The following is a 24,827-nucleotide window of genomic DNA, read 5'->3' on the forward strand; positions in this document are numbered from 1 at the left end:
CATAATATTTTTAAAGTTGCAACAATTTGTATCCATTTGTGTGCTTGGTTTCAAGCTATTTAGTTTCCGTTTTTTTCTGCATGACTGGTAGCTTTGTGGCGATGAACGGTCATGTGGGTGCTTTGTTTTTTGACTACTATTCAGTTGCTCCAAGACAGCACAAAGGTTGTGCTCCTCAGCTCCCCACCAGAGAAAGTGAAACCACCATGTCAAAAAGAATCCCGGTTGCGTGCGCAGCCGTGACCTTGCTCACCCTCGCGCTATCCTCTGCGTTTGCGCAGACCAGCAAACCTGTCCTGCAAGTCCCGGGCAGCGCCATCAGTACTGCACTTCCTGATGTCAACATCAGCAGCACGGTTGATACCGCGCAGAGCAATGTCCCCGTCACTTTCGGCCAGGTTTTTGCAGTGGGTGATGTGCCTGCCGGTGCCAGTCTGGCGGGCCAGCTCAGCAGCGGCGTTGGCATCCCATTGCAGCTTGATGTCAAGGCCAGGCATGCAGATGGTTCTGTGCGCCATGCCATCATCAGCACGGTCTTGCCGCAACTGAGTAAAAGCGCGCCGCAAACCCTGCAATTGAAACTGGTACCGCTGGCACCACCTGCGGGGCAAGTTGCCAAGCCTGTTGATTTACTCAATGCGGGTTTTAATGGAAGCGTGAATATCACGATTGCTGGCAGGTTGTATACCGCGTCGATAGACCAGGCGCTCAGGGGTAGCACTGTACAAAACTGGCTCAGTGGCTCACAAGCCAGTGAATGGCTGGTCTCCGCACCGTTGTACGATTCCACTGGCCTTACCCATCCCCACCTGCATGCCCGTTTTGCCGTGCGTTCTTACACTGGCCTGAGCAAAGCCAGGGTCGATGTGACGCTGGAAAATGACTGGGCCTATCAACCGGCGCCGCAAAATTTTACTTATGATGCCGAGGTCGTCATTGGTGGTCAGAGCGTGTTTTCACAAACCAACCTGACGCATTTTCATCACACCCGCTGGCGCAAGACTTTCTGGTGGGGAGTAGCACCACAAACCCATATCGCCCATAACAAGGCTTACCTGATCGCCAGCAAGGCGGTGCCAAATTATGACCAGCGCATAGCCATTTCCGAGACAGCGTTGAACAATATGAAAAACCTCATGAGCGGCGTCAAATTCCAGCCCATGGGGCCGGGCCTGGCGGAACCTGGCATGCCCACTACCGGTGGCAGGCCGGATATTGGCCTCATGCCTGGCTGGTCTGCGGCGTACCTGCTAAGCATGGACAAGCGCGCCAAGGATGCCACACTGGCGACGGCAGACCTGGCGGGCAGCTGGTCTGCCCATTACCGCGATCAAAAGACCGACAAGCCCATCAGCCTGCATGATTATCCCTACATGACCATACTCGGTAATCCGGGAGATACCTACAACCCGGCCACCAAGCAGCGCGAGGCTTTCCCGGTCTGTGGTGGTACTTGCAGTAATCCGAATATTGCTGATGCTGCGCATACCCCAGCCTTTAGCTACCTGCCTTATCTGGTGACGGGCGATTATTATCATCTGGAAGAAATGCAGTTCTGGGCCATGTGGGATGTGTTCCAGACCAACCCCGGTTATCGTGCCAATGTCCAGGGCCTGATCTTCCAGTCGAACGTGCGTGTGCAAGCCTGGGATATACGCAACCTGGCCGAGACTGCCTATATCACGCCTGACAATGATGTACTCAAGGCTGAGTTCACCAGGATATTGTCGAACAATCTGGATTACTACAACACTACCTATAGCAATAATGCGGCAGCCAATATCTTTGGTGCCATCACTGGCCCGGGTGCGATTGTTTATAACAGCAATATCGGTATAGCACCGTGGATGGATGACTTCTTCACCTCAGCAGCCGGGCGTGCCGCTGAACTGGGCTTCAGCAAGGCCCAGCCACTGCTGAACTGGAAGGCCAGTTTCCCGGTGAACCGCATGCTGGCACCTGATTACTGCTGGATTTTTGGCGGCATTTACAGTCTCAACCTCAGGGCAAGCGCGACTGCACCCTTGTACACCACATTTGGGCAGGCGTATGAAGCCAGCCGCAATCCTGCCGTGGCTGGCATGGCCTGCAATAGCCCGGAAATGGCAAAAGCGCTGGGATTGAAGGTGGGTGAGATGACAGGTTATTCAACGTCTCCAACTGGCTATCCATCGAACATGCAGCCAGCACTGGCCTATGCGGCAGATTCCGGTTTTACTGGCGGTACCGCAGCCTGGCAAAAATTCATGCAACGCAGCGTCTTGCCTGATTACACTGCATGGCCAGAATTCGCGATTGTACCGCGCACTTTCCAGACACCACAGCGTTAAGATTGTTACGCTTGTAGGTAGTTATTAAAAATGGTGGATGGTTGCATGGCCGTCCACCATTTTCTTATTTTGCTTATGTTGTGCTTATCTTGTGCTTATTCAGCAGGCAATGCCCGCACAGTATAAAACTCGCTGGCGATTTTCCAGTGGCCGTTGATCTTCAGCAGATGCAGCAGCTTCCAGCCAAAGCCACCTTTTTGTGTGCCTGCTTCTTTGGTCACAAAATCCAGGGACACTTGCGCCAGCGCGCCATCCTGTTTGATATCGACATTATAGAAAGCCTGCTCCAGCTTGCGCCCGCTAGAAAATACGCCCTGGCGAAAATCCGCATAACGGCGGGTGTCGATGCTAGCGCCAGTGTTGGCGATATCTGCGACGCCACGCACCGCCATGAAAGGCACTTGCTCATCCAGCAAGAGCGTGGCAAAGGTCTTGCCATCCCCTGTGCTGACGGATGTCGTATAGCTATTCAACAGGCGCGCTATGGCCTGTTTGTCTTCAGCACTGTTGAGGTAATGAGATTGAAAATCGACAGGGGCGGGGACAGCGGCGGCAGCAGGATTGGTCATGGTAATGGTACTTGCTATAGTGATGGTCAGGATGAAAACAAGGGCAACGCGGGGTATCAGATTCATGGCGGGTTTTCCTTCAAAAGAGTGCATTCGGCTACTATAGTGAGCTGAGACCCATTAATAAATCGAATATTCATAATACAAGGTATTACAAAGTCTAATGATTGATCGCCGCCCATGAAAAACCTCGACATAGGCTTACTCAGGACCTTCCTGCATGTGGCAGAGACGCGTAGCATGAGCTTTGCCGCCCAAAGGCTGCACATGACGCAGGGCGCTGTCAGCCAGCAAATCAAGCGGCTGGAAGATATGGTCGGCAAGCGCTTGCTGGACAGGACCAGGTCTGGTGTCTCACTGACAGCGGAAGGACAAGTCTTGCTGCAAAAGGCGCGCAGCCTGGTAGAAATGAATGATGCCATCCTCGCATCCATGACGCTGGCCGAAGTCGCAGGTACAGTGCGCCTCGGTGTACCACATGATCTGATGGTCATGCACCTGCCGAATATCCTGCCTGCCTTTGTCAAAGCCTATCCGCAGGTAGAGATATCCCTGCTCGCAGGTTCATCCACTGAACTGATGAAAAACTTTGACAGTGGCCTGCTGGATCTGGCCATCATTGAAGCACCTGCTGGCTCTGCTCAAGGAGAGTTGCTGGTACTGGAAAGACCAGTCTGGGCAGGCAAGCGTGATGGCAGTGCCTGGCAAAAACGGCCATTGCCGATCTGCCTGGTGTCAGAAACCTGTGTCTTCAAACCCACGGTAGTGCGTGAACTCGCCAGGGCCGGCATAGACTGGCGCAATGTCGTCGATTACCCCAGCATGGAAGCCATCAGCGCCACGGTGCAGGCAGACCTGGCAGTGACAGCCTTGCTGCCATCTACGGTGCCACCCGGGCTGGATATATTCGGTGAAGAGGCTGGCTTGCCAGTGCTCGATGAGTTTGCCATCAGCCTGCGCATGCCCGCGCATGGGGTTAGTGCAGCGAGCATGGCGTTGGCGGAGGTGATACGGGGGGCTTACAAGCCGCAAACAGCATTGTAGGTTGGGCTACGCCTCATCAGCCCAACACTCGGCTTACAAATCATGTATTCGTTTATCAAAGGCCCAGTGTTGGGCTGGTAAACCGTAGCCCAACCTACGGACTCGGCCGAACCTACATGCCCACCCCACCCGCAATCACCCGCCCACATAAACAGGCAAACTCAACAAGCCTTCGAGCTTGTCCACCATTCCAGGAATACGCTCCAGACGCGGGTAGCGGAGCTCGCAGGTTGGGCTACGCCTCATCAGCCCAACACTCGGCTTATAAATTACGTATTCGTTTATCAAAGGCCGAGTGTTGGGCTGATACCCCGTAGCCCAACCTACAGGCCCGGCCCAACCTACGGACTCGGCACAACCTACAATCACCCACCCACATAAACAGGCAAACTCAACAAGCCTTCGAGCTTGTCTACCGTACCAGGAATACGCTCCAGGCGCGGGTAGCGCAGCGAGCCGGTATAGTTGATCGCTACGGTACGCGTTTTACCATCAGCCATGAAAGTCAGCTCTATCGCTTCCTTCGATACCGCTGCCGCCTTGATGGCCTGTTTCAATACCGTATCCGAATACGCTTCCTTACCCACGTTCAGCAAGCGCGCACCCAGGCTGATGCCAGCGCGAAAGGCCGGGCCTTCCCAAGCCACGCTGTTGACTACGCCCTTGCTATTGACCGTCAAACCCAGTGAATGAGAAAAATCGGTCGCGCCTGCATCCACTTCCATCTTCGTGAAATAGTCTGTGGGTTCATCGGTGTAATTCAGGCGGTAGCCGTTGCGTGTCAGGCCATCCAGTGCATGGCTGGCATTGTGGGCTTTCAGGTGGGTGGTGAAATAGGTGGCCCAGTCATAAGGCACGAGCTGGTTCAGACCCTTGCAGATATCCGCAAAGGTGTAGGTGCTGATGGCACTGTTCGCTTTGCCACCGCCAAAGAATTTGCCAGCAAAATCAGCCAGGCCAAATTTGCCGGAGGAACGTTCGCGCATCAGCATCTCTACATCCAGCCACAGCATCACACCTTCGACATAATAATCTTCACGGCGCTGCCAGTCGCGCCAGCGCACTGCGGCCTTGCCGCCCGCCATATAGATGGGGTCTATCGTGCTGTCTTGCAGCGACTTCCATTGCCTGCCCACGCGGGCGCTGACAAAGGCGGCATCCATCGCCAGTGCATCCAGGCTTTGCTGGCGCGTCATGAAACCCAGGTGCGAAGTCAGTATGCGGCCCCAGAATTCTGTCTGCCCCTCATACATCCATAGCAGGCTGCCACGCATGGGCATGTTGAGGCCGGGCGTCCATAAATCGGCAGGCTGGCGGTAGCGGCCATTCCAGGCATGGGCATATTCATGCGGATGCAGGCTGGCAATGCGTAATTGTGCATCGGCATTTGAGAAAAAATCAGCTGGCAGATTGATCTCTGTCGATTCTGAATGCTCGGCACCACCACCAGAAAATATCGTATCCGACAGCGTCACCAGAAAATCAAAATGCGGATAAGGCTGACCCTTGAACAGTTTAGGAACAGCCGCCACCATGGACTGATACCTGGCCAGAAATTCTGGCGTGATGGCAATTGCAGCCTCAGAGTCGCCCAGCATATTCAAATGTACCGGCACAGCCGCGCCTGCAGGCGTGAGTTCTACCCGTTTGAAATACCGTCCTGCATACACAGGCGCATCCATGAGTTTTTCAACACTGGTTTGTTTGAAGCTGATCTGATTACCATTGACTGTATTGCTATCCAGCGAAGTAGCAAATTGAAAATCCTCAGGCAGGGTGAGGGAGGCAGTGCTGACAATATTGCGCAGGTACCATCCCGCCGGATACAGCGCCAGCTTTGACCATTGCAACTTCAATATGTCCGGCGACAAGCCACGGCTGGCTGGCAATATCTGGAAATCCAGCTTCAGTTCACGCGCAGTTTTTGGCACGGTGATATGAAAGGCATACGGGTTCACTGCATCGCGCTGCCATTCCAGCTTTGTATCACCTGCCATGATGCTCAGGCCCGCCAGGTCAGCCACTGTTTGCGTGGCCGCATGGCTGGTGGTTTCCCATTCAGGATACAGCAAGACCATGTGGCCACTTTTTTGCACGGGTATGCTTTGCCGCACACGGATGATCTTGTGCACCGTATCAGAGGCATCGACATCCAGTGTCATGACACCACGAAACACGCGGTCACGCGGCGCTTCGATTGACGGTGCTGGTGTTGCTGCCCTGGGGCCTGGGTCAACGTGCAATGCTTGTGCTGCTTCTATAAAAACGATTTGCGAAAAAGACAGAACAAGGGCTGGCAGTAGCTTATTCATAGGCAATCTGTTAATGGAAATTATCAAGTGATGCACGTAGTGACTACTTTATGGGTGGTCAGCTTCAGGCCATTTTTAGCTGAGAAAGTTCCACAGAACAAAGGATATATGCATGAGCTGTCTGCTTACCATTGATAATCTCACGCGCAGGGCCATTGCCTGAATTTGATACGCCTGTAGCTGCCGCAATCATGGCGGCTGTCAGATACGCTTCATCAGCCCAACACTGGGCCTTTGATAGACGACTACGTTATTCAAGTGACGAGTGTTGGGCTGATGAGGCGTAGCCCAACCTACGGGTTGCATCGGCAAAAATAATAAGTAGTCCTTTATTTAACGCCCTTCCATCCATACAGGCACAGGCCCGGCATCATTACCATAGACATCCCATACACTGTTTTCTGGTGCAGATGTTGCAGCAGCAATCATGGCGGCTGCAAGGTCAGGTCTTGCTATCGTGCGCTTCATGTCGAGGCGATGATTAGCCTGGGCAGACAGCATGGCGGCTGTTGCTGGCCTGGTCGTTTCAATTCCATCTGCTGCCATCTTGTTTTCAACATCAACCAGACGCGGCGCACGCACTATCACATAGGGCAGGCCGCTAGCCATCAGCGCCTGTTCCCTGTCCACGATATTCTTTTGCATGCCGCGCTTAGCCAGATTTAACAGAAGCCAGGTCAGTGAAGGCTTGCCCGGCCCCATGACCGAGAGCAGGATAATGCGTGGTGGTTTTGCGTGACGCTGTACACCATTCAGCACATTCACGAAACCATCAAACATCACCGAGCGTATCAGCTGTTTTGATGCAAATGCCTTGTGGATATCCACCGTAAAAAATACTGCCTCCAGCTCACCTGCCAGTGCTGCGGCAATGGCTTCCGGCTTGCCCACATCGGCAACGACGGGTTTGATAAGGTCTGTCGCTGCGGGTGGTTTGCGTGCAATGGCACGCACAGTATTGCCCTGGCTGGCCAGCAAACGGGTGATGGCCAAACCTGTGCCGCTGCTGGCACCGACGACTGCGTACTCTTTCATGATCATACTTATTCTCTTTTCTTTTATTGATTTATTTTGTTTATATATTTTTCAGGATTGCTACCAACTGGCTGTTCATCACAGGCGCGCCGGCAATAAAATTGGGGCTGGATAAAGTCCAGGGTTGGCCTGTCCAGTCTGTTACCTGGCCTCCAGCTTCTGTCACCAGCAAGGCACCGCTGACGAGGCCAGACAAGACATTGCCGTGCTGCCAGAATGCATCAAGTTGCCCGCTGGCGACCTGCACTAGCTGCATGGTCGCAGGCACAGCCATGCGCACCAGCAGCGCATGTTCCAGCATGGCAGTGACAGACTGTCCTATCTTGCTGTAAGCCAGTTTGCCTTCACCTGGCGTAGCCTGGCCAGTGCTGACCAGGGCCGCTGCCAGGCTGGGTTTTTGTGATACACGCAGGGGCTGGCCGCTCAGATAAGCACCACCGCCAAGCACTGCCGTATACAGTTTTGCCGCCAGCGGCTCAGCAACCACCGTCAGCACCGGCACATTGTCACGCACCAGTGTTGCTGTCACTGCCCATTCTGTCGTGCCGTGGATATGGTTGACATTGCCTTCTGCCGGGTCAGCTACCCACCATTCACCGGCAGGCAGCGGGCCGCTGGATTTTTCATCGTCCAGCCATCGGGCACCAGGGCGCAGGGCCAGTAAAGACTCGCGCAATTGCGCCGTCACGGCAGTGTCATTGTCTTCTATCATCGTCAGCAGTTGCGGCAAGTCAGCAGGACGTGCATCTGGCTTGAAACGCTGGAGCAACAAGTCAGCCGCATGGCGCACGGCGATGACGGTGGCGTTTAATAACTGTTGATCGTTTTCATATTGTGTTTGCATGATTATTTGCCTTCCTTGATTTCTTTAAGTTCGTTGTGTTCGTTGTGTTCGTTGTGTTCAACAAAGTAGATATATAATATGAGTTATCGCTCATATTGAAAACTCGCATTCATGAACAAGCCCATCAAGAAGACCGCCACCCCGCTGGCCCCTCGTAAAAGCCCCACACAAGCCCGCTCTGTGGCCACTGTAGAAGCCATATTGCAAGCTGCTGCTCACATTCTCGAAACTGAAGGTCTCAGTGCCTGCTCCACCAATGCCGTGGCAAGAAAGGCTGGCGTCAGCATAGGTTCGCTGTACCAGTACTTCCCCTCAAAAGACGCCATCAGCAGGGCGCTGATACTGGAACAAACCACGGCACTCGTCGACGATGCCGAGAAAATAGATCTGCAGCAGGGCGGCCGCAAGGCACTGGAAGACTTGATAGCCGTTGCCGTCACCCACCAGCTAAAAAGACCGGCGCTGGCAAAAATACTCGATGCAGAAGAACTGCGCCTGCCGGTAGCAGCAGACCTCAAACGCCAGTCCACCCGCCTGCGCAAAACCGTGCACGACATACTCTCTCAGGCAGATATGCCAGAAGGTGCCAGCGATACAGAAGTCATGGCCGATTTAATGGGTATCATCAAGGGCATGGTGGATGCGGCGGGCGCGCGGGCCGGTTCAGACTCCCCTGCCAGTGCAGCCAATTTGCGCAGGCGGGTGAGGAGGGCTGTGTTTGGGTATCTGGATGCGGGGAAATAGAGGGGGTGAGAAATTATTCATGTAGCAGCCAGGGGGAATAATCGTGGTGGTCTAATTATGTCGTTAGACCACTTGACCACTGGAGGCTAGTGGGTGACCCCGTCTTTGTCTTTCTGCGTCTTTATGTGCTTATCAACGGGGTCTGTCCAGTGGCAGAGTCATTTTTCCGCATTGTTTCAATCAGCTTGCAAGAAAAATCGCTGGCGGGCTATAAGTTTGCGTGAAGCTGACAGTAGGGCCGGGAACATAGACACGTAAAATCAAAAAGAAACTTTCGTCGTCACTGGGCGACTGCAACCAGTAACTTCCAGCAGGTAAGTTGTCGGGCTTTTCGCTTTGGATCACGATGTTCATGCCGCCCTCGGCATTGGTTGTCGAAAATTCTGGATAATAGCCATTGATGGAATAATTGCTTGAGCCAGGGCAGAGGTTGTAAGTCGAGTTATACAAGGTGACCGACCAGAAGCCGTGCATATCAGCGTTGAACGGCGGGAAATTATCTGCCGAAAAAGTCATGCTATAGCTATTGATGCCATTCAAATCCTTGCCGTTGCTGTCGATGCTGGTGTTGATATACACTGCTTCGTCCGGGTCGTTGGCGCAGATGCCTGACAGCGACTGCACCGCTGCCCTGGTAATAAAGTCGCTGTTTTGCCCGGCGCGGCCACTGTCTTGCGGTGGATACGTCCAGTTATTCACCGTTTTCCCACGACCCTTGCTGAATTTTTTCAGCAAGGCCAGTCCATCTCTCGCTGCTCGCTGAAGACCGATGCGGGTGGCTTCGGATTGCTTCTCTACCTGCTGATTCGGGCCGATGTTGATCGTGGCAAAGAGCCTCAGTAATTGCTGCTGATTGATCCCCGGCGGCAAACCGGGCGGGTTTTGTGTCATGGCTTCGTTCATGGTGTGCCATGCCCCTGCGGTATGGTTGTAGTCGACACCCCAGGGTATCATCACAGGTTTTTTATACGGCGTGTGCGCATTGGGCCAGTCTGCCAGCGGCGTCAAGATGTATTGCTGCTGGACCTCATTGGCGGCTTGAACTTCGGCCGTAGTGCTGTCGTTGACTCCGGTGCGCCCCAGCAGGAATACGGTATCGGTGCGCGAGCGCGGCAAGATGTCTGCCACGCCATCTGGCACCGTGCCGTTCCAGTGGTGTGGTGCAATCAGGTAGTTGCCTGCTTCTGTGCCTGTGGAATGCGTGCCCACATAGGCGAAGTTGTCGGCATCCATGCACACCATTTCGATGACGAAATACCGGTCGCTGACTGCCGGAACCGAGATGACGATGGGGTCTTCGCCAATGTCGAGCCAGGCTGTGGAATACAGCGTATCGGTATTGGGCGCGCCACCCGTTTGCGCGGCTGGCGTAGCCAGTACGGCTGCGTGATGAAAAGTATTGATGGGCGCATACAGGTCTGGCAGCCCGTGTTTTTCTGAAAAATGCTTGCCCGCTTCGCTGGCCCACAACCAGCGCAGTTGGGTGTTGTAAATCCAGGGGAAACCAAAGACGTAGGCTTGAATGCCCAGCGAATACGCATATTCCTCTTCTGCATTGTCTGGCCCAGGCAGGCTGAGTTGCGGCAATTGCAGGCTGAACTGGCTTGCGTCCGGTGTTGATGCTGCGTTGCTCATGATGAATCCTGTCAGGGTTGAAATGATGGGGATAGAAGCAAAACACGTTCTAAAATACTGTCTTTGTCCTGGTGGTGTAGTCGAAGGTTTCAGGCACCATGTTATTTCCCGACGTAACGGCCCTCCCTGGCAAGGGAGGATTCCATACGGCGTTAGCCTTGCCTGGAAAATTCTGCATCAGTCCTCTTGATTAATTCTGTTGATACAGGATATGCCTGTCTGTGGCTGAAAATAGCCGTCTCATTTCCTTACTTAAAACATGCGCTGGTATCTTGCGGGCTCTTTGCGTTGCCGGGCATCAGCTCGAATGGCGTGAAGCGGCCAGGTGCCGTGGTTTGCTTTTGCACGTAGTCAGAGTACGACATCAGCGCGGCGTTCATGACATGCAGCCGGTTCAAAGTGGAAAGTTCCTGCAGTGGCAATGTCACCAGGCCGGACTTGTAGACTTCGCCACGTGTCCATTGCTGGCCTTGGGTGATGATGCCGACGAGCCTGGCCTGCAGATCGGCGGAACTTTGCCCCATGGCGTTTTTGCCGCCAACGACATCAGGAGGCAGCAGTTCAGGGTTGACGATCCATCCCCTGGCTTTGGCAACCGTATTACCAAAAATAATCAGCTCGTTCAATGTCATATTGAGTGATGTGTAATCACGCAAGGGCAAGGGAGCATCACCGGTAGCTGTTTCTTCGGTATGCCCAGCGATGTGCGGCGCCGTGGCACAGGTCGCACCGAAGATGAGTTGCAGATTATTGCCATCCAGTTTCATATAGCTACCGACATCGGTGCCACCAGGAGGAGACGGGGCATCGTCGCCGCAGTAAGTCGAATGCGAAGCCGTGTCCTGCATGCTGTGGATATACAAGCCGATGCGGGCAAGCTGCACCGGAACCGGCGGCATCGCCGGATCTTTCCACAAGACACCGGTTGTACGGGATTTATCCTTCAGCCATTGGCCCAGTTCGCGGTAACTGACATCGCCATTGCTGTTGTCCAGAATTTTAGGCCCTGAGTTAAAGCTGACCTGAACACCATTCTGTGACTGTGTAATCACCGGCACGGTTCCCTGCACAGTGATCCCGGTCCTGCACGCGCGGCCACTGAAATTCGAAGCGCCATTTGGCACCGTCAAGCCCGCCGCGCACAGCAATCCAGGTGCATCATCTGCCTGCATGGCCCATTGCCGCAGATTGGACAGGGAACCCTCATAAATATCGTCAATCACGACTGGATAGCCGGGTGCAGGGAAATGAAACGGGTAGACGGCCTGGATGCCACTGGCACCATGCACGTCAGTACCTGCACCATTCGGTGAAAACGGCAGCACGTAGTGATACAACGGGCCATCGGTCGTGTTATTGATGCGCTGAAAGCCATTAAATTTGGCCGTGATATAAGACTGGCCAGAGTTGCTGGCAGAAGCTTGTACACCGCACTGATCAATGGGGGCATATTGCGTGTAGTCTGCCACTTCATTGTAAGCAATGATCCAGTACGCCACATCGGCCCTATACCCCAGTGCCTGTGCCAAAAAGTAAGTAGCATCTGCATGTATCATGCTTCTGGCGGGAACAGGAGCAGCAATTTGCTTCACCGCCTGCTCAAGCTGCACCGGACAAGCTTTTCCTTCAGACGGCGTCTTGACACAAGCCGCGCGCGGTTCCACGCAAGCAACGATCTTGTTGTTTTGTGTGGATAAACAGAGATCCTCAAAATAGGCATGCGCGACTTGTGGCGCAAAGAATAAAATCGCCAGCAGGGACGACCCATTACCGATCAAACGCTGAATTTTCATGTGATGTAATCTCAGGATGTTATTCGTGCAAGCCAGTACAAATGTAGCGGTGACGAAGATTGTTTAACGAAATTGATTAAGTTAAGGGCGTTGATCAAGAACAGGAGGCAAGCGACGAACGCAACGAGCGCTATAAAGCTGTCTAAAAAATTGCTGATGAGATGGAGGTTATCATAAAAACATCTATTGTTAGCATAAGTGTCACTTAAATTATTCAAAATACAACAAGTGAGACTGTTTTTTCATCACTTTTTCAGGAAATCTGACAAGCTTATGTTGAGTTTTGCGATTACATGGAAGTCACTCGCCTTTCCGGTCAGGGCAATTTGCGAGGCATCAAAGGACAATGCTGGCAGAAGTCTTGGTTGATTTGCTGGGCATCATCAAGGACATGGGCTATGCCGCAGGCGCACGCAGGTACAAGTGCCGCCAATTTGCGCAAGAGAGTGCGGCGTGCAGTGTTTGGGTATCTTGATGCGGGGCAATGAAATGAGTTCTTCTGTAAAGCTGACTGCCTGAGCATGGCTCAGCGCGGAGAGTCCTTTCTTGTGCTCCGCCGTAATATGAAGCCAGCGACCTGAACTTTAGTCTGGTTCACATAAACCCGAAACAGGCATATCATCCATTTACTTTTCGCATGCCAGATTTCGAGAAATGAGCGCCATGAATTCTTCGTTGAAACCAGTCGTGTTCTTATGTGCAGCCATCGCGCTTGCCAGTTCCCCCTGTGCCTATGCAGCCGATAAACCTGCTGCTCCCGCTGACCTGGCGCTTTCCTGCCAGAATCCGGTAAAGAAAGGCGATACCGCACAAAGCCTGAAGAAACGCTATCCGGGAAACACCACGGTGCAGGAAGTGGATGGCGCGGAAGGAGCAACACAAAAAGTACTGGTGCTTTATCCACAAAACCTGATGAAGCCCTACAGGGTAGAAGTGTTCTTTGATGATGACGCAATGACCCGCCTTGTTTCCGTCAATATCAATGTTGAGAAAAGCCAGTGGACTTATCAGGGCTTGAAGATACTTGATTCTATCCCGGCAGTAGAAAAACAGAACGGCAAGCCGCTGACCCTGTATGGCTTTGGCTGGGATTGTGGCGGCCACGTCACCAGCTTCAATGAAGGCACTTTTTCAAAACCACCCGGCGATTGTGTCCCGCATTTTCGCTTCCAGCTACGCCCTGGAAAAAACACGCCCAAGACCATACTTGGCGAACAAAAAATCAAATCCAACCTGCCCGCAGTAATCCAGGCACAGCCTTATCTGAGTGAAATATCACTCGACTTTGTTGAGCAAAAATAGTGAGGAAATTCGCAGCTCCTGCGTAGGTACGATTAGCGAAGCGTAATCGTACACAGCGGCATCCTCAAAAAAGAAAAGACCGCAAGCATGCAGCTCAATGCCGGAATAATTCGATAGCATCGCTACGTCCAATCAATAGGTTGTTATCGGGTCTTGCATTCATATATTTCATATTACTGAAATATATGAATGCAAGACTCTGATTATTTTGTGTTTTTGAAATGATTTTCGACTGGCAGATAATAAATCATGGATATAATGCCAGCACACATTATGCAAGCATGATGCTGATATCAAACAAGACAAAATAAATAGGACTTACGCAAAACCGCCTCAGCTGCGTTGCAGCGCCTAGCCGTACTAAAGTACTGTCTTCGTTGCTGCGGTGAAGTCGGGGTTTCAGGCAATATATTGTCTGCCGACGTAACGAACCATCCTTGCAAGGGTGGTTTCCTAAAGCATGGCCTTGCTGGGACAATTTTGCGTAAGCCCTAATAAAACAAAGAAGGGGAAGCCGTGCTCATCATCTGGGGAAAAAAACATGTACGAAAAAATATTGGCTATGCTGCCGATTTTTGCCCTATCTGCCGCGGGCCGCAGGCATTCAAACTGGTCCGCGTCGGCTTGGCCAGCCATGTGTATTACATTACCTCCGGTGAGGGAGAGCTGGTCAGTCATGAGCGCGAATGCCAGCAATGCAAGACACTGCTTAATGCCAATCCTGATGGGTATCTGACACTGTCCAAGAAAAAACAGTCGCTTGCTGAGCTGATGAAGACGACGTTCCCAAGCTTGCCGGAAGTGTATAAAGACCGGCTGGAACTCGAAGAAAAAATCACAAAAACTCCGACCCTGCTGACGCCGCAAGAGCGCGACATCATGATCAAGACGCCCTTTCATCTCTTGTCGGCTTTGGTGGAACGGCGCATGGCGCAGACCCATATAGACATGGGCATCGGCCTGGCATTGCTGGGTTCGTTTTTTCTCATTACCATCGTCCCCGTAGTGTTAACGAAAATCCTGCCCTTTGATGAAGCTATCATCTTCCTTGCCTGCGCCATCATCGCCTTGCTGGTGATAGGCTGGCAATTGCTTACTGCCGGCAGTCGCTATGTCAAGCGCCGCATCATCCCTGTCCTCGGCCCCAACTTGAAACCCTTGAGACCGACAGAAAGCGAACTGAAATCAGCACTGGCAGAATTGAAGGCAGACCAGAAAAAAATGGCAACGAGATTGAATATTGCGGATTTGCAGAAATATTTTTGAAAGACAGCTCAATTTTTTTCAAGACATGGATGGCATTGATTGCCTCAAATCTGGAAGGAGCTTGAGGCAAGAATAGTATTCATGCATTTCTAAATCTGCGGGGGCTTACACGATTGCAAGTCAATCCCACCCGCTAGTTAAAATTAGGAGAAATATCATTGCTAATCCCGGTGGACCTGACGAAGAAACATGGATGAAAATGAGCGTGACAGAGAAGAGGGTATATGTTGTAGGCGTCATTGCAGTAATATTGATTACAATCACTGCAATCGTCTGCAGTAGATCAGGCTTGATCTAATGGCGCAATCATATGCGTCTTAGGTGTAAAGGGTCACACAGCTATTACCTCGTTTTCTGAGAAACAACCGACCTGAGCTAGCCCGTGTAGGTACGATGAAGCGCAGCGTAATGATACTCAACCGTGCCCTCAAAAAAAGAAGAGACCTTAAGCATATCGCATGGTCATTGCCATTTCACCACAACATGAACATGGTTTATATTTGATTGAAAACCGTAATGTAGCCATGGTGTAGTAGCGGGGCGGTGCAAGCAGCATGCGTACGATTACGCTACTAATCGGTCCTCCATCATCATGGGTAAGCCCGGCTTCCTTTTTGCGCCTCAGCCTTTGCATATGCGGTCGCAACTGCTTCGGCAACCGCGCCCAGCAGCATGAGCTTTGGCCGCTGGCCGCGCATGTTGATAACGGTGCCGTTACGAAAAAAATAGCGTTTTTTCTCAACTGTTTCCATCTGCGACCACGGCAGGAACAGCGGTGGACTAAACATACGGAAAAGAAAAAACACTGACAAATGCAGGCCCTGCTCACTGACAGTCACAAACAGGCAGCTACCGTAGTTGACCGGGAAAAACCTGGAACCCATGGAGCCTGTGACAAAACGAAAACGTTCACCAGTCGCCGCCTGGTTCGCCCGAAATTGAGTAGCCAGACTGGCCCAGCCACCAAGAAATGACAAAGCCGTCGAAATGCCAAGTATGAACACAAATGGCATCAAGAAAAACCATGGGCTTTCCATGAAAAAAAAGTGAGGGGGAGAATCCGGGAAAAAATGGGAAAGGCTCTGGCTCATGGATGAAACTTTTTCTTACGCGAAATTAAGTAGTTCATATTATAGCCACCTCTGGGCAAATAGGCGATAAACGGCTGGACGGCCGGGTTGGCTAAAAATATTGTTTTTCGTGTTCCCTGAAAATTGATGATCACTCTTGCGCTTCCGTGACCTTTTTTGGACTTGACCCATTTGGGCATTGTTGTTCTTGCGAGGCCTCACCAAACATAATGTGCAGCCCGCCTAGGTACTATTAGCGCAGCTTAATCGTACACAACCGAGCCCTCAAAAAGGAAAAGGCCTCAAGTATGGTGGCATATAGAAGCATGCACTTCCAGCCTCCTGCATTTCTCTGTGACTCTGTGTCTCTGTGGTGAGCAGTCAGGTCTTATGATTTTCATTTGCCGGTACCGTATTTAACGTACCCTACCAATGCATACAAGCAAACCTCACCCAAACACCCCACCCTCATCCGCATCCAGTATCACCGACAAAGTAATATGCCTTGGGCGCGTCAGTGCGAACAGGACGGCATCTACTACGTCCTTGCTGGTTGCGCGCTCGCCTTTCTGGCGGTCTTGCACGGCGTCCCATTCTGGTTGCTGCGGTGATACGTCATCGAGATAAGGCGGGTGCACGCTGATGGAGCAGATGGGTGTGCCTGCCAGCATTTGCCTGAAGCCGTCTGCGAGGCCTGCCTGGGCGCGTTTGGCGGCGTAGAAGGGGACGGAGACGCTTTGCATCCTGGCGTTTGGCAGGCCGCTGATGGAGCCTATGGTGAGGATATCTGCGCCACTTGATGATCTCAGCAGCGGCAGCAGGCCCTGGGTCAGCAGGAATGTGCCTGTGACGGCAGAATTGATCACGCCCAGTACTTGAGCAGGCGTATAGGGTTCATCGCTGGCTTCCAGCCACATGGTGCCGTTGTTGATGAGCAGGTCGATGTGGATGTGCGATTTGCTCAGCGTATCGATGGTAGCCTGCACGCTGTGCACATCGGCCAGATCGGTTTCTACACATACCGGCATCTCATGTCCCAGGCTTTGTATGGTGCTGGCGGTGTCGGCTAGCTGTGCAAGAATGCGGCCACATAAAATCACTTTGCAACCAGCCTCTGCCAATGAGATGGCCAGTGCTGCACCCAGGCCACGTCCCGCACCAGTGATCACTGCAGTTTTTCCAGTCAGACTATTCATACATTCCCCTCACGAATTTTCTCCATTTAAATGCGAGGGAAACTATACATCAGACTTACAGTGCTCGCATGAGACCTGCCTGCAAAGAAAAACGGCTGCTGATATGCATCTCTTTAGCAGACTATGTAGCAGACTATGATGAGGATGCTTAGCCGCCTGCCTCATTCTGCTTATAGGCATCCATCAGATTGGTGCGCAAGTTGACGATGGCTTTTTGCAGCACGCGAAATTCTTCCGGTGCCAGGCCAGCTGCCTTGGCCGTCACCTCGCGGTAGTCAAATGCTTTTTCTCTCAGTTCCCGTCCCGCGTCGGTCAGTGACACCAGCACGCTGCGCTCGTCTTCGCTGTCGCGTTCACGGTTCACATAGCCCATTGCTTCCAGGCGTTTCAGCATGGGTGTCATGGTGCTTGGTTCGAGGAACAGTTTTTCGCTCAATGCCTTGACGGTCTGGCCATCTTCTTCCCACAGGCAAATGATGGTCACGTATTGCGGGTAAGTCAGCCCCAGTTGCTCCAGCACGGGCTTATAGACGCGGGAATAGGCGAGGTTGGTCGAGTAGACCGCAAAACACATGAAGTCGCCGAGCCGGGCTGCTTCCTTGTCAGCTGCAGTTTTTTTGCTCATTTGTTTGCTCGGTTGCTTGTTCATTTGGCATCTCCGTAAATTAATTATCGAAATAATGATTATCGTACTTGAAAATGATTCTGAGTCGGTATATATTTCGCTTAATAATAATTATGACGATAATTAATTTATTGATATTTACCAGAAAATACCCGTCGCAACTTCAGCCTCAACCTGAAAACCAAGCCACCATCACAGGAGTAAGCAAATGCACCAATATCTCAAGCGCGCCGCTCAAATCACCAAGAGCATCCAGATCAGTCAGATCACCCCGACCAATCAAATCAATCAGAACAATCAGTTAAGCCGCAAGCGCCACTTTGCTCTTGCAGCCGCCACACTCGCCCAAGGCCTTATTCTTGCTGGTGCGCAATTCTTGCTGCCAGCAACAGCTCTGGCGCAGTCAGCCAGCACCGGGCCGGGCATCACTGCAAAAGCAAGCCAGGGCCTGCCCGGCTTCACGGCCATCAAGCAGATCAATGCCGGTGACCTCAACGTCGGCTATGTCGAAGAAGGCCCCGCCAATGGCCCGGTAGTCATCCTGCTGCACGGCTGGCCTTATGACATCAACAGCTACATCAATGTCGTGCCCTTGCTGACCAAGGCTGGTTATCGCGTCATCGTGCCGCACCTGCGTGGCTATGGTACGACCCGCTTCCTTGATGACCATGCCCCGCGCAATGGCGAACCAGCGGCGCTGGCCTCTGATGTGGTGGCATTGATGGATGCGTTGAAGATAGACAAGGCCGTGCTTGCCGGTTATGACTGGGGTGCCCGCACAGCCGGTATCGTTGCAGCACTGTGGCCAGAGCGCGTCAAGGCCCTGGTTGCTGTCAGCGGCTACCTGATCGGTAGCCAGGAGGCGGGCAAGCAAGCCTTGCCACCCAAGGCTGAGCTGCAATGGTGGTATCAGTTTTACTTCGCTACCGAGCGCGGTCGCGTTGGCTATGAAAAGAACCGCCACGATTTTGCCAAGCTGATATGGCAAACCGCATCACCACAATGGCGCTTTGACGATGCCACTTTTGACCGCAGTGCCGTGGCACTGGACAACCCTGACCATGTCGCCATCACTGTCCACAATTACCGCTGGCGTCTGGGCCTGGCAAATGGCGAAGCGAAATATGAAGCACTGGAGGCGAAGCTCGCCAGCTTCCCTTCCATCACGGTGCCAAGCATCACGATGGAGGGCGACGCCAACGGTGCGCCGCATCCTGATCCTGCTACCTATGCCAAACGCTTCACCGGCAAGTACAGGCATGTGCTCATCACGGGTGGTATCGGCCATAACTTGCCGCAAGAAGCACCCCGTGCTTTTGCGGATGCTGTGATCAGTGCCGACCATCTTTGATGGTGGCTCGCATCCACTTTTTTCGACTATCAATATCACACTAAAGGAAACATCATGAACAAGATCGAAACAGTACTCTACACCGGCAAAACCCATACCACTGGTGGCCGCGATGGCCTCGCACAAAGCGACGATGGCCGTCTCGATATCAAATTGTCGCCTCCTGGCAGCCATGGCACGGGCACCAATCCTGAGCAGCTTTTTGCTGCTGGCTGGTCAGCCTGTTTCATCGGTGCCATGGGGCGAGCAGCGAAAGAAAAAAAAATCTCACTGCCTGCGGGCACTGCAGTTGATGCGGAAGTTGATCTCGGTACCGGGGACGGTGGCTTCTTTTTGCAGGCGCGCCTCAAGGTGAGCCTGCCGGGTTTGCCAAACGACGTGGGGCAAGAGCTGATCGCTGCTGCGCACCAGATTTGCCCTTATTCGAAGATGAGCCGTGGCAATATCGATGTGAGTGTGACGCTGGCCTGAGATGAATCTCGCGCCGACAATGCGCGGCGCAAAAAAATAAAAAAGCACTGACGGGCAGATGATTTGCCCGGCAGTGCCTGTTAATTGAAACAAGTCAGATCAAGATAATCTAAAAATCACAGTTTTTTTTAAAGGGACTTCAAGAAAGCCAGTACCGCATCACGGTCAGTTTTTGACAGGGCTTCAAAACGCTGGCGTGCCTTATCTGCTTCGCCACCGTGCCAGAGTATGGCCTCGGTCAGGTTGCGGGCGCGGCCATCGTGCAGGTAGCCGACCTTGCTGTTATTGCCCATGACTTTCTCGGTATAGCCTATGCCCCACAGTGGCGAGGTGCGCCACATATTGCCCTGGGCCTGGCCTTCTACCAGCTTGTCGGCCAGACCAGTTCCCATGTCATGCAGCAGCAAGTCTGTGTATGGCTTGATGGTCTGGTTGCGCAATTCTGCCAGCAAATGGCCGCTACCGGTTTTCATCTCCACCGTGTGACATGCTGAACAACGCATGTTCTGGAACACCTTGGCACCAGTACTGACTTGCTGCGGGTTGACGACATGCTCATCCATCGGTGCCACCCCTTTGGGGAAGCCGCTGGCGATGCTGCGTTGTGCAGGCACGGCCACCAGACCCAGGTAGCGGGTGATGGATTGCAGGTCAGCTTCCGAGATACCTTTTTGCGCAGGTGCGGCAGCACAGCCAGCCGGGTCTGTGGTGCAGCTACGGTTAGGATAGGGCGCAGACGTCACCGCCATGTCCTGCAACAGCGCAGCAGCAGTCTGGTGACGCAGGGTCGCCTTGGATGCCTTCCAGCCAAAGCGGCCTACGCGCACTGTGCCTGTCTCTGGCTCATACACATAATTTGCCAGACCCATGACACCATCGGCATCTGGTGACGTGCGGGCACGTGCCAGGATGTCGGCTTCTGGTATCGCTTCGAGCAAGCCCATGCCTATCATCGGTTGGGCAGCGCGCAGCGAATAAACGGCTGGTACTGCACCCTCGAATGCCAGTGTCGGTTTGCGTAATTCCACGCTGCTGCCATCGGCCAGTTTGCTCGTACGGGTTTCAAATCCGGCGACGTTGACGTTGGTACCCCAGTTTTGCGGCACACCGCTGCTTGAGAACGCATTCATCTGTACTACAGTGCCATATTGCGGATGTGGCAATTGCTGGCCTGCTGCATTGGTGGCTGCTACCCTTACCGACATGCTGTCGAGACGCTGGTTGATGGCGGTAGGTGCGGGGCTGCGGCCATTATTGACGTGGCAGGCAATACAGGCAGACTGGTTGAAACGCGGCCCCTGCAAACCCACTGCCTGCTGGTAACGGTCATTGCCATTCTCATTATGGTCACCCGTGGTGAAGTTGGTATGCACCAGGCGGCGGCCTTCAACAAAGCGCTGTATGTTTTGCATACCCGCATTATTGTGCGGCTGCTGGAACATGAACAGGCCATTGTCAGAATAATTGTAGGACACCGAACCCTGGCCACCAGACAAAGTATCTTCCGGCAAAGGCACCGAGTTCAAGCGCGGTTGCACGCCATACCAGGGCTTGAGACCAGAGCCGACCACATAAATCCATTCGGCTGAGTAATAACGTACACCGCCGCTGTCACCCTTGACAGCCATGCCTTCAGGCGTAGAGAACATGGATGGCGATACTTCGATGATGTCACCTACCACCAGCGGACGTGCCGGGATATTTTTATCATTCGGAAAGCCGTTTGGATCCAGGTCGCTATGTCCCGGATAATCCTTGACCCGCAAAGTACAGGCACCATTCACACCATCAGGGCTGCTGAGCTTGTTATTGGCAGGGTAGGGCACTGGTTTGCAGATGGCGACATTGCGGTCCACCAGTTCACCCGGATTCATCCAGCCATAACCGGTGACACCAACGCGGTCAAAACCACGGAAGAAGGCCACGCCACCCGGCAAAAAGTCGACGGTATTGTATTGATTGACGGTGAGCACCGGTTTGGTCACACCTGCCACGCGGCTATTGTCGATGATCTCAAAACCCCAGGTGCGGTTCTTGAAATATTGTGCCACAAAGGTCAGGTAATTGCCGGGGCCCTTATCGACTGGCAAACCGGTGGCAGCATCGACAGTTTCATTCGGACCGTAGCCAATTTCATTCCATTCTTCACCACGTTCGCGGCCATGGCGTGCCAGGCCGCGTGCACCAAAGCGAGTGACGAGGGTGCCGTCAGGCAGGGTAAATTGCAGGCTTTCCAGCGGTTCTGCTGCAGCGGGCAAAGGTGCCCAGCCGCTGCCGCTGCTTGGGAATTTCAAAGCGGTAGTCGCTGCATCTGGCAGGGTGTTGTCGCTGCCTGGTGACTTGAATTCAACTTCAAACAGGGAGTAACCGTATTGGGTCGCACGCGCCACGCCTTGCAGGCGTATGTAGCGGGCATTTGCACCGAGGTTAAAGAACTCTTCAGTACCGCCCTTGCCACCGCTGACATAGCGCAGTTGCGTCCAGGTCTGGCCGTCGTCGGATACGCGCAGGGCGTATTCCTTGCCGTAGGCGTTTTCCCATACCAGCTTCATGTAGCCGACAGGTGTCTTGGCGCCAAAGTCAAACTGTATCCAGGCACCGTCTTCCGAGGTGCTGCCCCAGCGCGTATTGGCTTTGCCATCGATCGCCATGGCGGCTGACATGGCCTGGTTTTCTACTGCGGATGATGTTGCGGCGACAGGCTTGACGGTAACACCGGGTTTGCTCAAATCGATCTGGCCAGGATTGCTCGGCTGCTGCGGATCTGTACCCGGTTGCGTTACCACCGGCGCGCCAGAGAATGCCTGTATCTCTATGATGGAATAACCATACTGGGTAGAACGCTTGATACCCTTCACGCGCAGGTAACGGCCTTTGCCATTCAGGTCAGTCAGGTCTTCTACACCACCCTGGCTGTTATCAACGGTTTTGATCGTCGTCCAGTCACTATTATTGTCAGAGACTTGCAGCAGATATTGCGTGGCATGGGCGTTTTCCCATTGTATGCGCACGCGGGTAATGGTTTCTGACTTGCCAAAGTCCAGCGTCAGATACTGGTCATCAGTAAAAGCACTGCCCCAGCGGGTATTGTCATTGTGGTCGATGGCCGCTGCTGCCGACAGGTCACCACGTTCAACGGAACTGGCAGTCGCTGTAACAGGTGTCAGCGCGGTTTCTGTCGGTGCGCCTTGCGGTGGTGCAGCCATGGGGGCAGTGCCTGCGCCATTCTGCGCTGAATCAGCGCTGCTGGACCCACCACAACCTGCCAGTTGTAAACATAATAGCGATGAGGCCAGACAGATGGCCGTCATGCGGTTGGATATTTTTTTCACGTATGAACTCCTGGTTTGTACGTTTTGTATTTGGATGCGACAGGTATCCCGCATCTTTTTTTTGCGCATATTTTTATGTGCGCGCAGATAGAAAAGTGAAGCGCCGGTAGTGCGATGAATAAAAAAAAGAAAACGACGTATAAATGTGTTTCTCAATCCGTCGAAGCGCAACACTACATAAATGCCATACAGCACGCAAGCTGGCGGCTATCACTAAACAAGTCACCAAAAGGTAACTGAACACTTACTAAAAGGTAAGCAGTTGCTCATTTGCGCTGCCCCAAAATTGAGCGCGGCACATCTCATTTTTTGTCAGTGGACTGACATAATTGGTCAGTTTTGGAAAGCATCCCATTTGGGATGTGTTCGGGTATGGGTGCTGGGAATGGAAACTTTTCCATTTTTTGCGCTTGATTTATTGATTGAGCATGCTCTTTGAACACACAGACTGAACTCCTTCCCCTTCAAGGGGAGATTTGTGGGAATTCGCAAAGCGCAGCTTTGTGCCACAAATTTCTAAGCAGCTTGCAAGCTGCGCGGTGGAATGGTTGGGATGGGTTTCCGACGTAAATTCATTTATCGTTAATCAACTGAAACCCATCCCCACCCTAACCCTCTCCCTTGAAGGGGAGGGAATTTAGTAACCAACGCGAAGTTAAGGGCTGACGAGTTCAGGTCGGTACACGCAAAAGTATCCAGTTTTGATTTGATCGCAAATAAAATGTGCGTAGAAATCTTGTGTATGCTCAAGGAACTTTATCAGTAAACATCATCCCTGATCACGCTTATTGAAGCCGCTGACAAAAAACGTCCTTCAAATGTACAAGTGAACCCACCGTCATTTAATTTTTTCTCGAAAAAGAAAACGCTGTTTAGTGTTCAACTTGATTATGACAAACTTGTAAGAAACAAATTGATTTCTCTGTTACAGAAAACTTACAAATGCAGGTGCAAAAAAATGGCGATAGCATCATTTTGCAACAGGCATCATTCTTCCCGCGTCCAATAACTCGACGACTTTATCCATGCTTCCGGCTGCCCGCGCTGTTCCACCATATAAGCACGCAAAGCCCGCGCAGCCTGTCTTTCGGCGGCGATCCAGATGTAACCATCGCCAGGCGGGAATTGATAAGCAGCGGCTGTCACCAGCAAAGCCTGTTCGTCACTGACTGAATCGTGCTCGCATATCAGCCATTGCGTTTGCCAGTTGGCTGCTGTCACACTAGCCTGTTTATCTGCCGCATCAGCAAGCATGATGATGCTGGTGACATGCACTCCTGCGCGCAATTGCTCAACACGTCTTGTAATTGCAGGCAAGGCAGTGGCATCACCTATTAACAGATACCAGTCAAAGTCATCCGCCACGACCATGGATTTACCAGGTCCGTTGACGATCAGGGTGTCGCCGGTTTTTGCCCGCCTTGCCCAGTCATTGGCTGGCCCATGCTGATGCAAGGCAAAGTCCAGCACCAGCGTGCGTGCCTGTGTGTCGAAATATCGCGGCGTATATTCGCGTGTAACAAAACTGTCTGCTTCGCCAGCAACTGGTAGCATGATCTTGACATGATCATCGTGCGCCAGACTGGCAAAATCGTGCAGATCATCGGATTGAAAAGTGATGCGTTGCATATTTGGTGTCAAACGCGTGACGCTGGTAACGCGCAGGGTTCTGCTGCGTTTTTCCCAGTGCAGGCGTTCGATGTGGTGTGTGGGTTTTTCGGTTTTTGTGATCATGATGGTTTTGAATTGTTTATGAGCCTTTGCTCGTGTTGATTAATTTTCGTGAGTTGGGGCGATCTCGTAGGTTGGGCAGGTCCCGTAGGTTGGGCTACGTTTTATCAGCCCAACACTGGGCGTTTAAATGACGTATACGTTTGCAGGGGCCGAGTGTTGGGCTGATGAGGCGTA

Annotated in this window: 18 protein-coding genes; 7 read left to right on the forward strand and 11 right to left on the reverse strand. The window is 52.7% G+C overall.

Features of this window, described 5'->3' with window-relative positions; genetic code table 11:
* The first annotated feature begins 206 nt into the window (after window positions 1-206).
* Window positions 207-2,330 carry a hypothetical protein gene (locus tag ACO0LD_RS23790; protein ID WP_423010660.1) on the forward strand — a complete coding sequence of 708 codons (2,124 nt, stop codon included), beginning with the start codon at window positions 207-209 and terminating at the stop codon, window positions 2,328-2,330.
* 95 nt (window positions 2,331-2,425) lie between these two features.
* Here the strand turns inward: ACO0LD_RS23790 and ACO0LD_RS23795 are convergent, their stop codons facing one another.
* A complete protein-coding gene (locus ACO0LD_RS23795) occupies window positions 2,426-2,965 on the reverse strand; it encodes a hypothetical protein (RefSeq protein WP_423010661.1) in 540 nt (179 codons plus the stop codon).
* A gap of 114 nt (window positions 2,966-3,079) precedes the next feature.
* On the opposite strand from ACO0LD_RS23795, the gene ACO0LD_RS23800 reads away from it, so the two are divergent.
* Window positions 3,080-3,943 (forward strand): LysR family transcriptional regulator, encoded by an 864-nt coding sequence (locus tag ACO0LD_RS23800; protein WP_423010662.1) that lies wholly within the window; start codon window positions 3,080-3,082, stop codon window positions 3,941-3,943.
* Between the two features lie 365 nt (window positions 3,944-4,308).
* Here ACO0LD_RS23800 and ACO0LD_RS23805 read toward each other — a convergent pair whose 3' ends face one another.
* From ACO0LD_RS23805 to ACO0LD_RS23815, 3 genes are all read right to left on the reverse strand, one after another.
* Window positions 4,309-6,255: a peptidase M61 gene (locus ACO0LD_RS23805; protein ID WP_423010663.1), complete on the reverse strand. Its 1,947-nt coding sequence runs from the start codon at window positions 6,253-6,255 to the stop codon at window positions 4,309-4,311.
* Window positions 6,256-6,588: 333 nt separating this feature from the next.
* The gene (locus ACO0LD_RS23810) at window positions 6,589-7,290 is read right to left on the reverse strand and encodes an NAD(P)H-binding protein (RefSeq protein WP_423010664.1); all 702 of its coding nucleotides are present in this window, start codon (window positions 7,288-7,290) and stop codon (window positions 6,589-6,591) included.
* Window positions 7,291-7,330: 40 nt separating this feature from the next.
* On the reverse strand, window positions 7,331-8,134 hold the full coding sequence (locus ACO0LD_RS23815) for an inositol monophosphatase family protein (RefSeq protein ID WP_423010665.1): 804 nt from the start codon (window positions 8,132-8,134) through the stop codon (window positions 7,331-7,333).
* Window positions 8,135-8,245: 111 nt separating this feature from the next.
* Between ACO0LD_RS23815 and ACO0LD_RS23820 the strand changes: the two genes are divergently transcribed.
* Window positions 8,246-8,878 carry a TetR/AcrR family transcriptional regulator gene (locus ACO0LD_RS23820; RefSeq protein WP_423010666.1) on the forward strand — a complete coding sequence of 211 codons (633 nt, stop codon included), beginning with the start codon at window positions 8,246-8,248 and terminating at the stop codon, window positions 8,876-8,878.
* A gap of 180 nt (window positions 8,879-9,058) precedes the next feature.
* Here the strand turns inward: ACO0LD_RS23820 and ACO0LD_RS23825 are convergent, their stop codons facing one another.
* Window positions 9,059-10,513, reverse strand: a complete 1,455-nt coding sequence (locus tag ACO0LD_RS23825; protein ID WP_423010667.1) for a DUF1254 domain-containing protein — start codon at window positions 10,511-10,513, stop codon at window positions 9,059-9,061.
* A gap of 248 nt (window positions 10,514-10,761) precedes the next feature.
* The gene (locus ACO0LD_RS23830) at window positions 10,762-12,306 is read right to left on the reverse strand and encodes a hypothetical protein (protein ID WP_423010668.1); all 1,545 of its coding nucleotides are present in this window, start codon (window positions 12,304-12,306) and stop codon (window positions 10,762-10,764) included.
* Window positions 12,307-12,969: 663 nt separating this feature from the next.
* Between ACO0LD_RS23830 and ACO0LD_RS23835 the strand changes: the two genes are divergently transcribed.
* Together ACO0LD_RS23835 and ACO0LD_RS23840 are read left to right on the forward strand one after the other, a co-directional pair.
* Window positions 12,970-13,608 carry a hypothetical protein gene (locus ACO0LD_RS23835; protein ID WP_423010669.1) on the forward strand — a complete coding sequence of 213 codons (639 nt, stop codon included), beginning with the start codon at window positions 12,970-12,972 and terminating at the stop codon, window positions 13,606-13,608.
* 516 nt (window positions 13,609-14,124) lie between these two features.
* Window positions 14,125-14,874, forward strand: a complete 750-nt coding sequence (locus ACO0LD_RS23840) for a hypothetical protein (protein ID WP_423010670.1) — start codon at window positions 14,125-14,127, stop codon at window positions 14,872-14,874.
* 590 nt (window positions 14,875-15,464) lie between these two features.
* Here ACO0LD_RS23840 and ACO0LD_RS23845 read toward each other — a convergent pair.
* From ACO0LD_RS23845 to ACO0LD_RS23855, 3 genes are all read right to left on the reverse strand, one after another.
* On the reverse strand, window positions 15,465-15,887 hold the full coding sequence (locus tag ACO0LD_RS23845; RefSeq protein ID WP_423010671.1) for a hypothetical protein: 423 nt from the start codon (window positions 15,885-15,887) through the stop codon (window positions 15,465-15,467).
* Between the two features lie 506 nt (window positions 15,888-16,393).
* Window positions 16,394-17,140: an SDR family oxidoreductase gene (locus tag ACO0LD_RS23850; RefSeq protein ID WP_423010672.1), complete on the reverse strand. Its 747-nt coding sequence runs from the start codon at window positions 17,138-17,140 to the stop codon at window positions 16,394-16,396.
* A 148-nt stretch (window positions 17,141-17,288) separates the two neighbouring features.
* A complete protein-coding gene (locus tag ACO0LD_RS23855) occupies window positions 17,289-17,789 on the reverse strand; it encodes a MarR family winged helix-turn-helix transcriptional regulator (RefSeq protein ID WP_423010673.1) in 501 nt (166 codons plus the stop codon).
* 259 nt (window positions 17,790-18,048) lie between these two features.
* Between ACO0LD_RS23855 and ACO0LD_RS23860 the strand changes: the two genes are divergently transcribed.
* Both ACO0LD_RS23860 and ACO0LD_RS23865 read left to right on the forward strand, forming a co-directional pair.
* Window positions 18,049-19,116 (forward strand): alpha/beta fold hydrolase, encoded by a 1,068-nt coding sequence (locus ACO0LD_RS23860; RefSeq protein ID WP_423010712.1) that lies wholly within the window; start codon window positions 18,049-18,051, stop codon window positions 19,114-19,116.
* A 54-nt stretch (window positions 19,117-19,170) separates the two neighbouring features.
* Entirely contained in the window at window positions 19,171-19,587 is a 417-nt protein-coding gene (locus ACO0LD_RS23865; protein ID WP_423010674.1) for an organic hydroperoxide resistance protein, read from the forward strand.
* Window positions 19,588-19,715: 128 nt separating this feature from the next.
* Here the strand turns inward: ACO0LD_RS23865 and ACO0LD_RS23870 are convergent, their stop codons facing one another.
* Both ACO0LD_RS23870 and ACO0LD_RS23875 read right to left on the reverse strand, forming a co-directional pair.
* On the reverse strand, window positions 19,716-22,793 hold the full coding sequence (locus ACO0LD_RS23870; protein ID WP_423010713.1) for a di-heme oxidoredictase family protein: 3,078 nt from the start codon (window positions 22,791-22,793) through the stop codon (window positions 19,716-19,718).
* A gap of 1,113 nt (window positions 22,794-23,906) precedes the next feature.
* Window positions 23,907-24,653 carry a siderophore-interacting protein gene (locus tag ACO0LD_RS23875; protein ID WP_423010675.1) on the reverse strand — a complete coding sequence of 249 codons (747 nt, stop codon included), beginning with the start codon at window positions 24,651-24,653 and terminating at the stop codon, window positions 23,907-23,909.
* Between the last annotated feature and the right edge of the window lie 174 nt (window positions 24,654-24,827).

Source organism: Undibacterium sp. Ji83W (assembly GCF_049340385.1).
GTDB lineage: Bacteria > Pseudomonadota > Gammaproteobacteria > Burkholderiales > Burkholderiaceae_D > Undibacterium.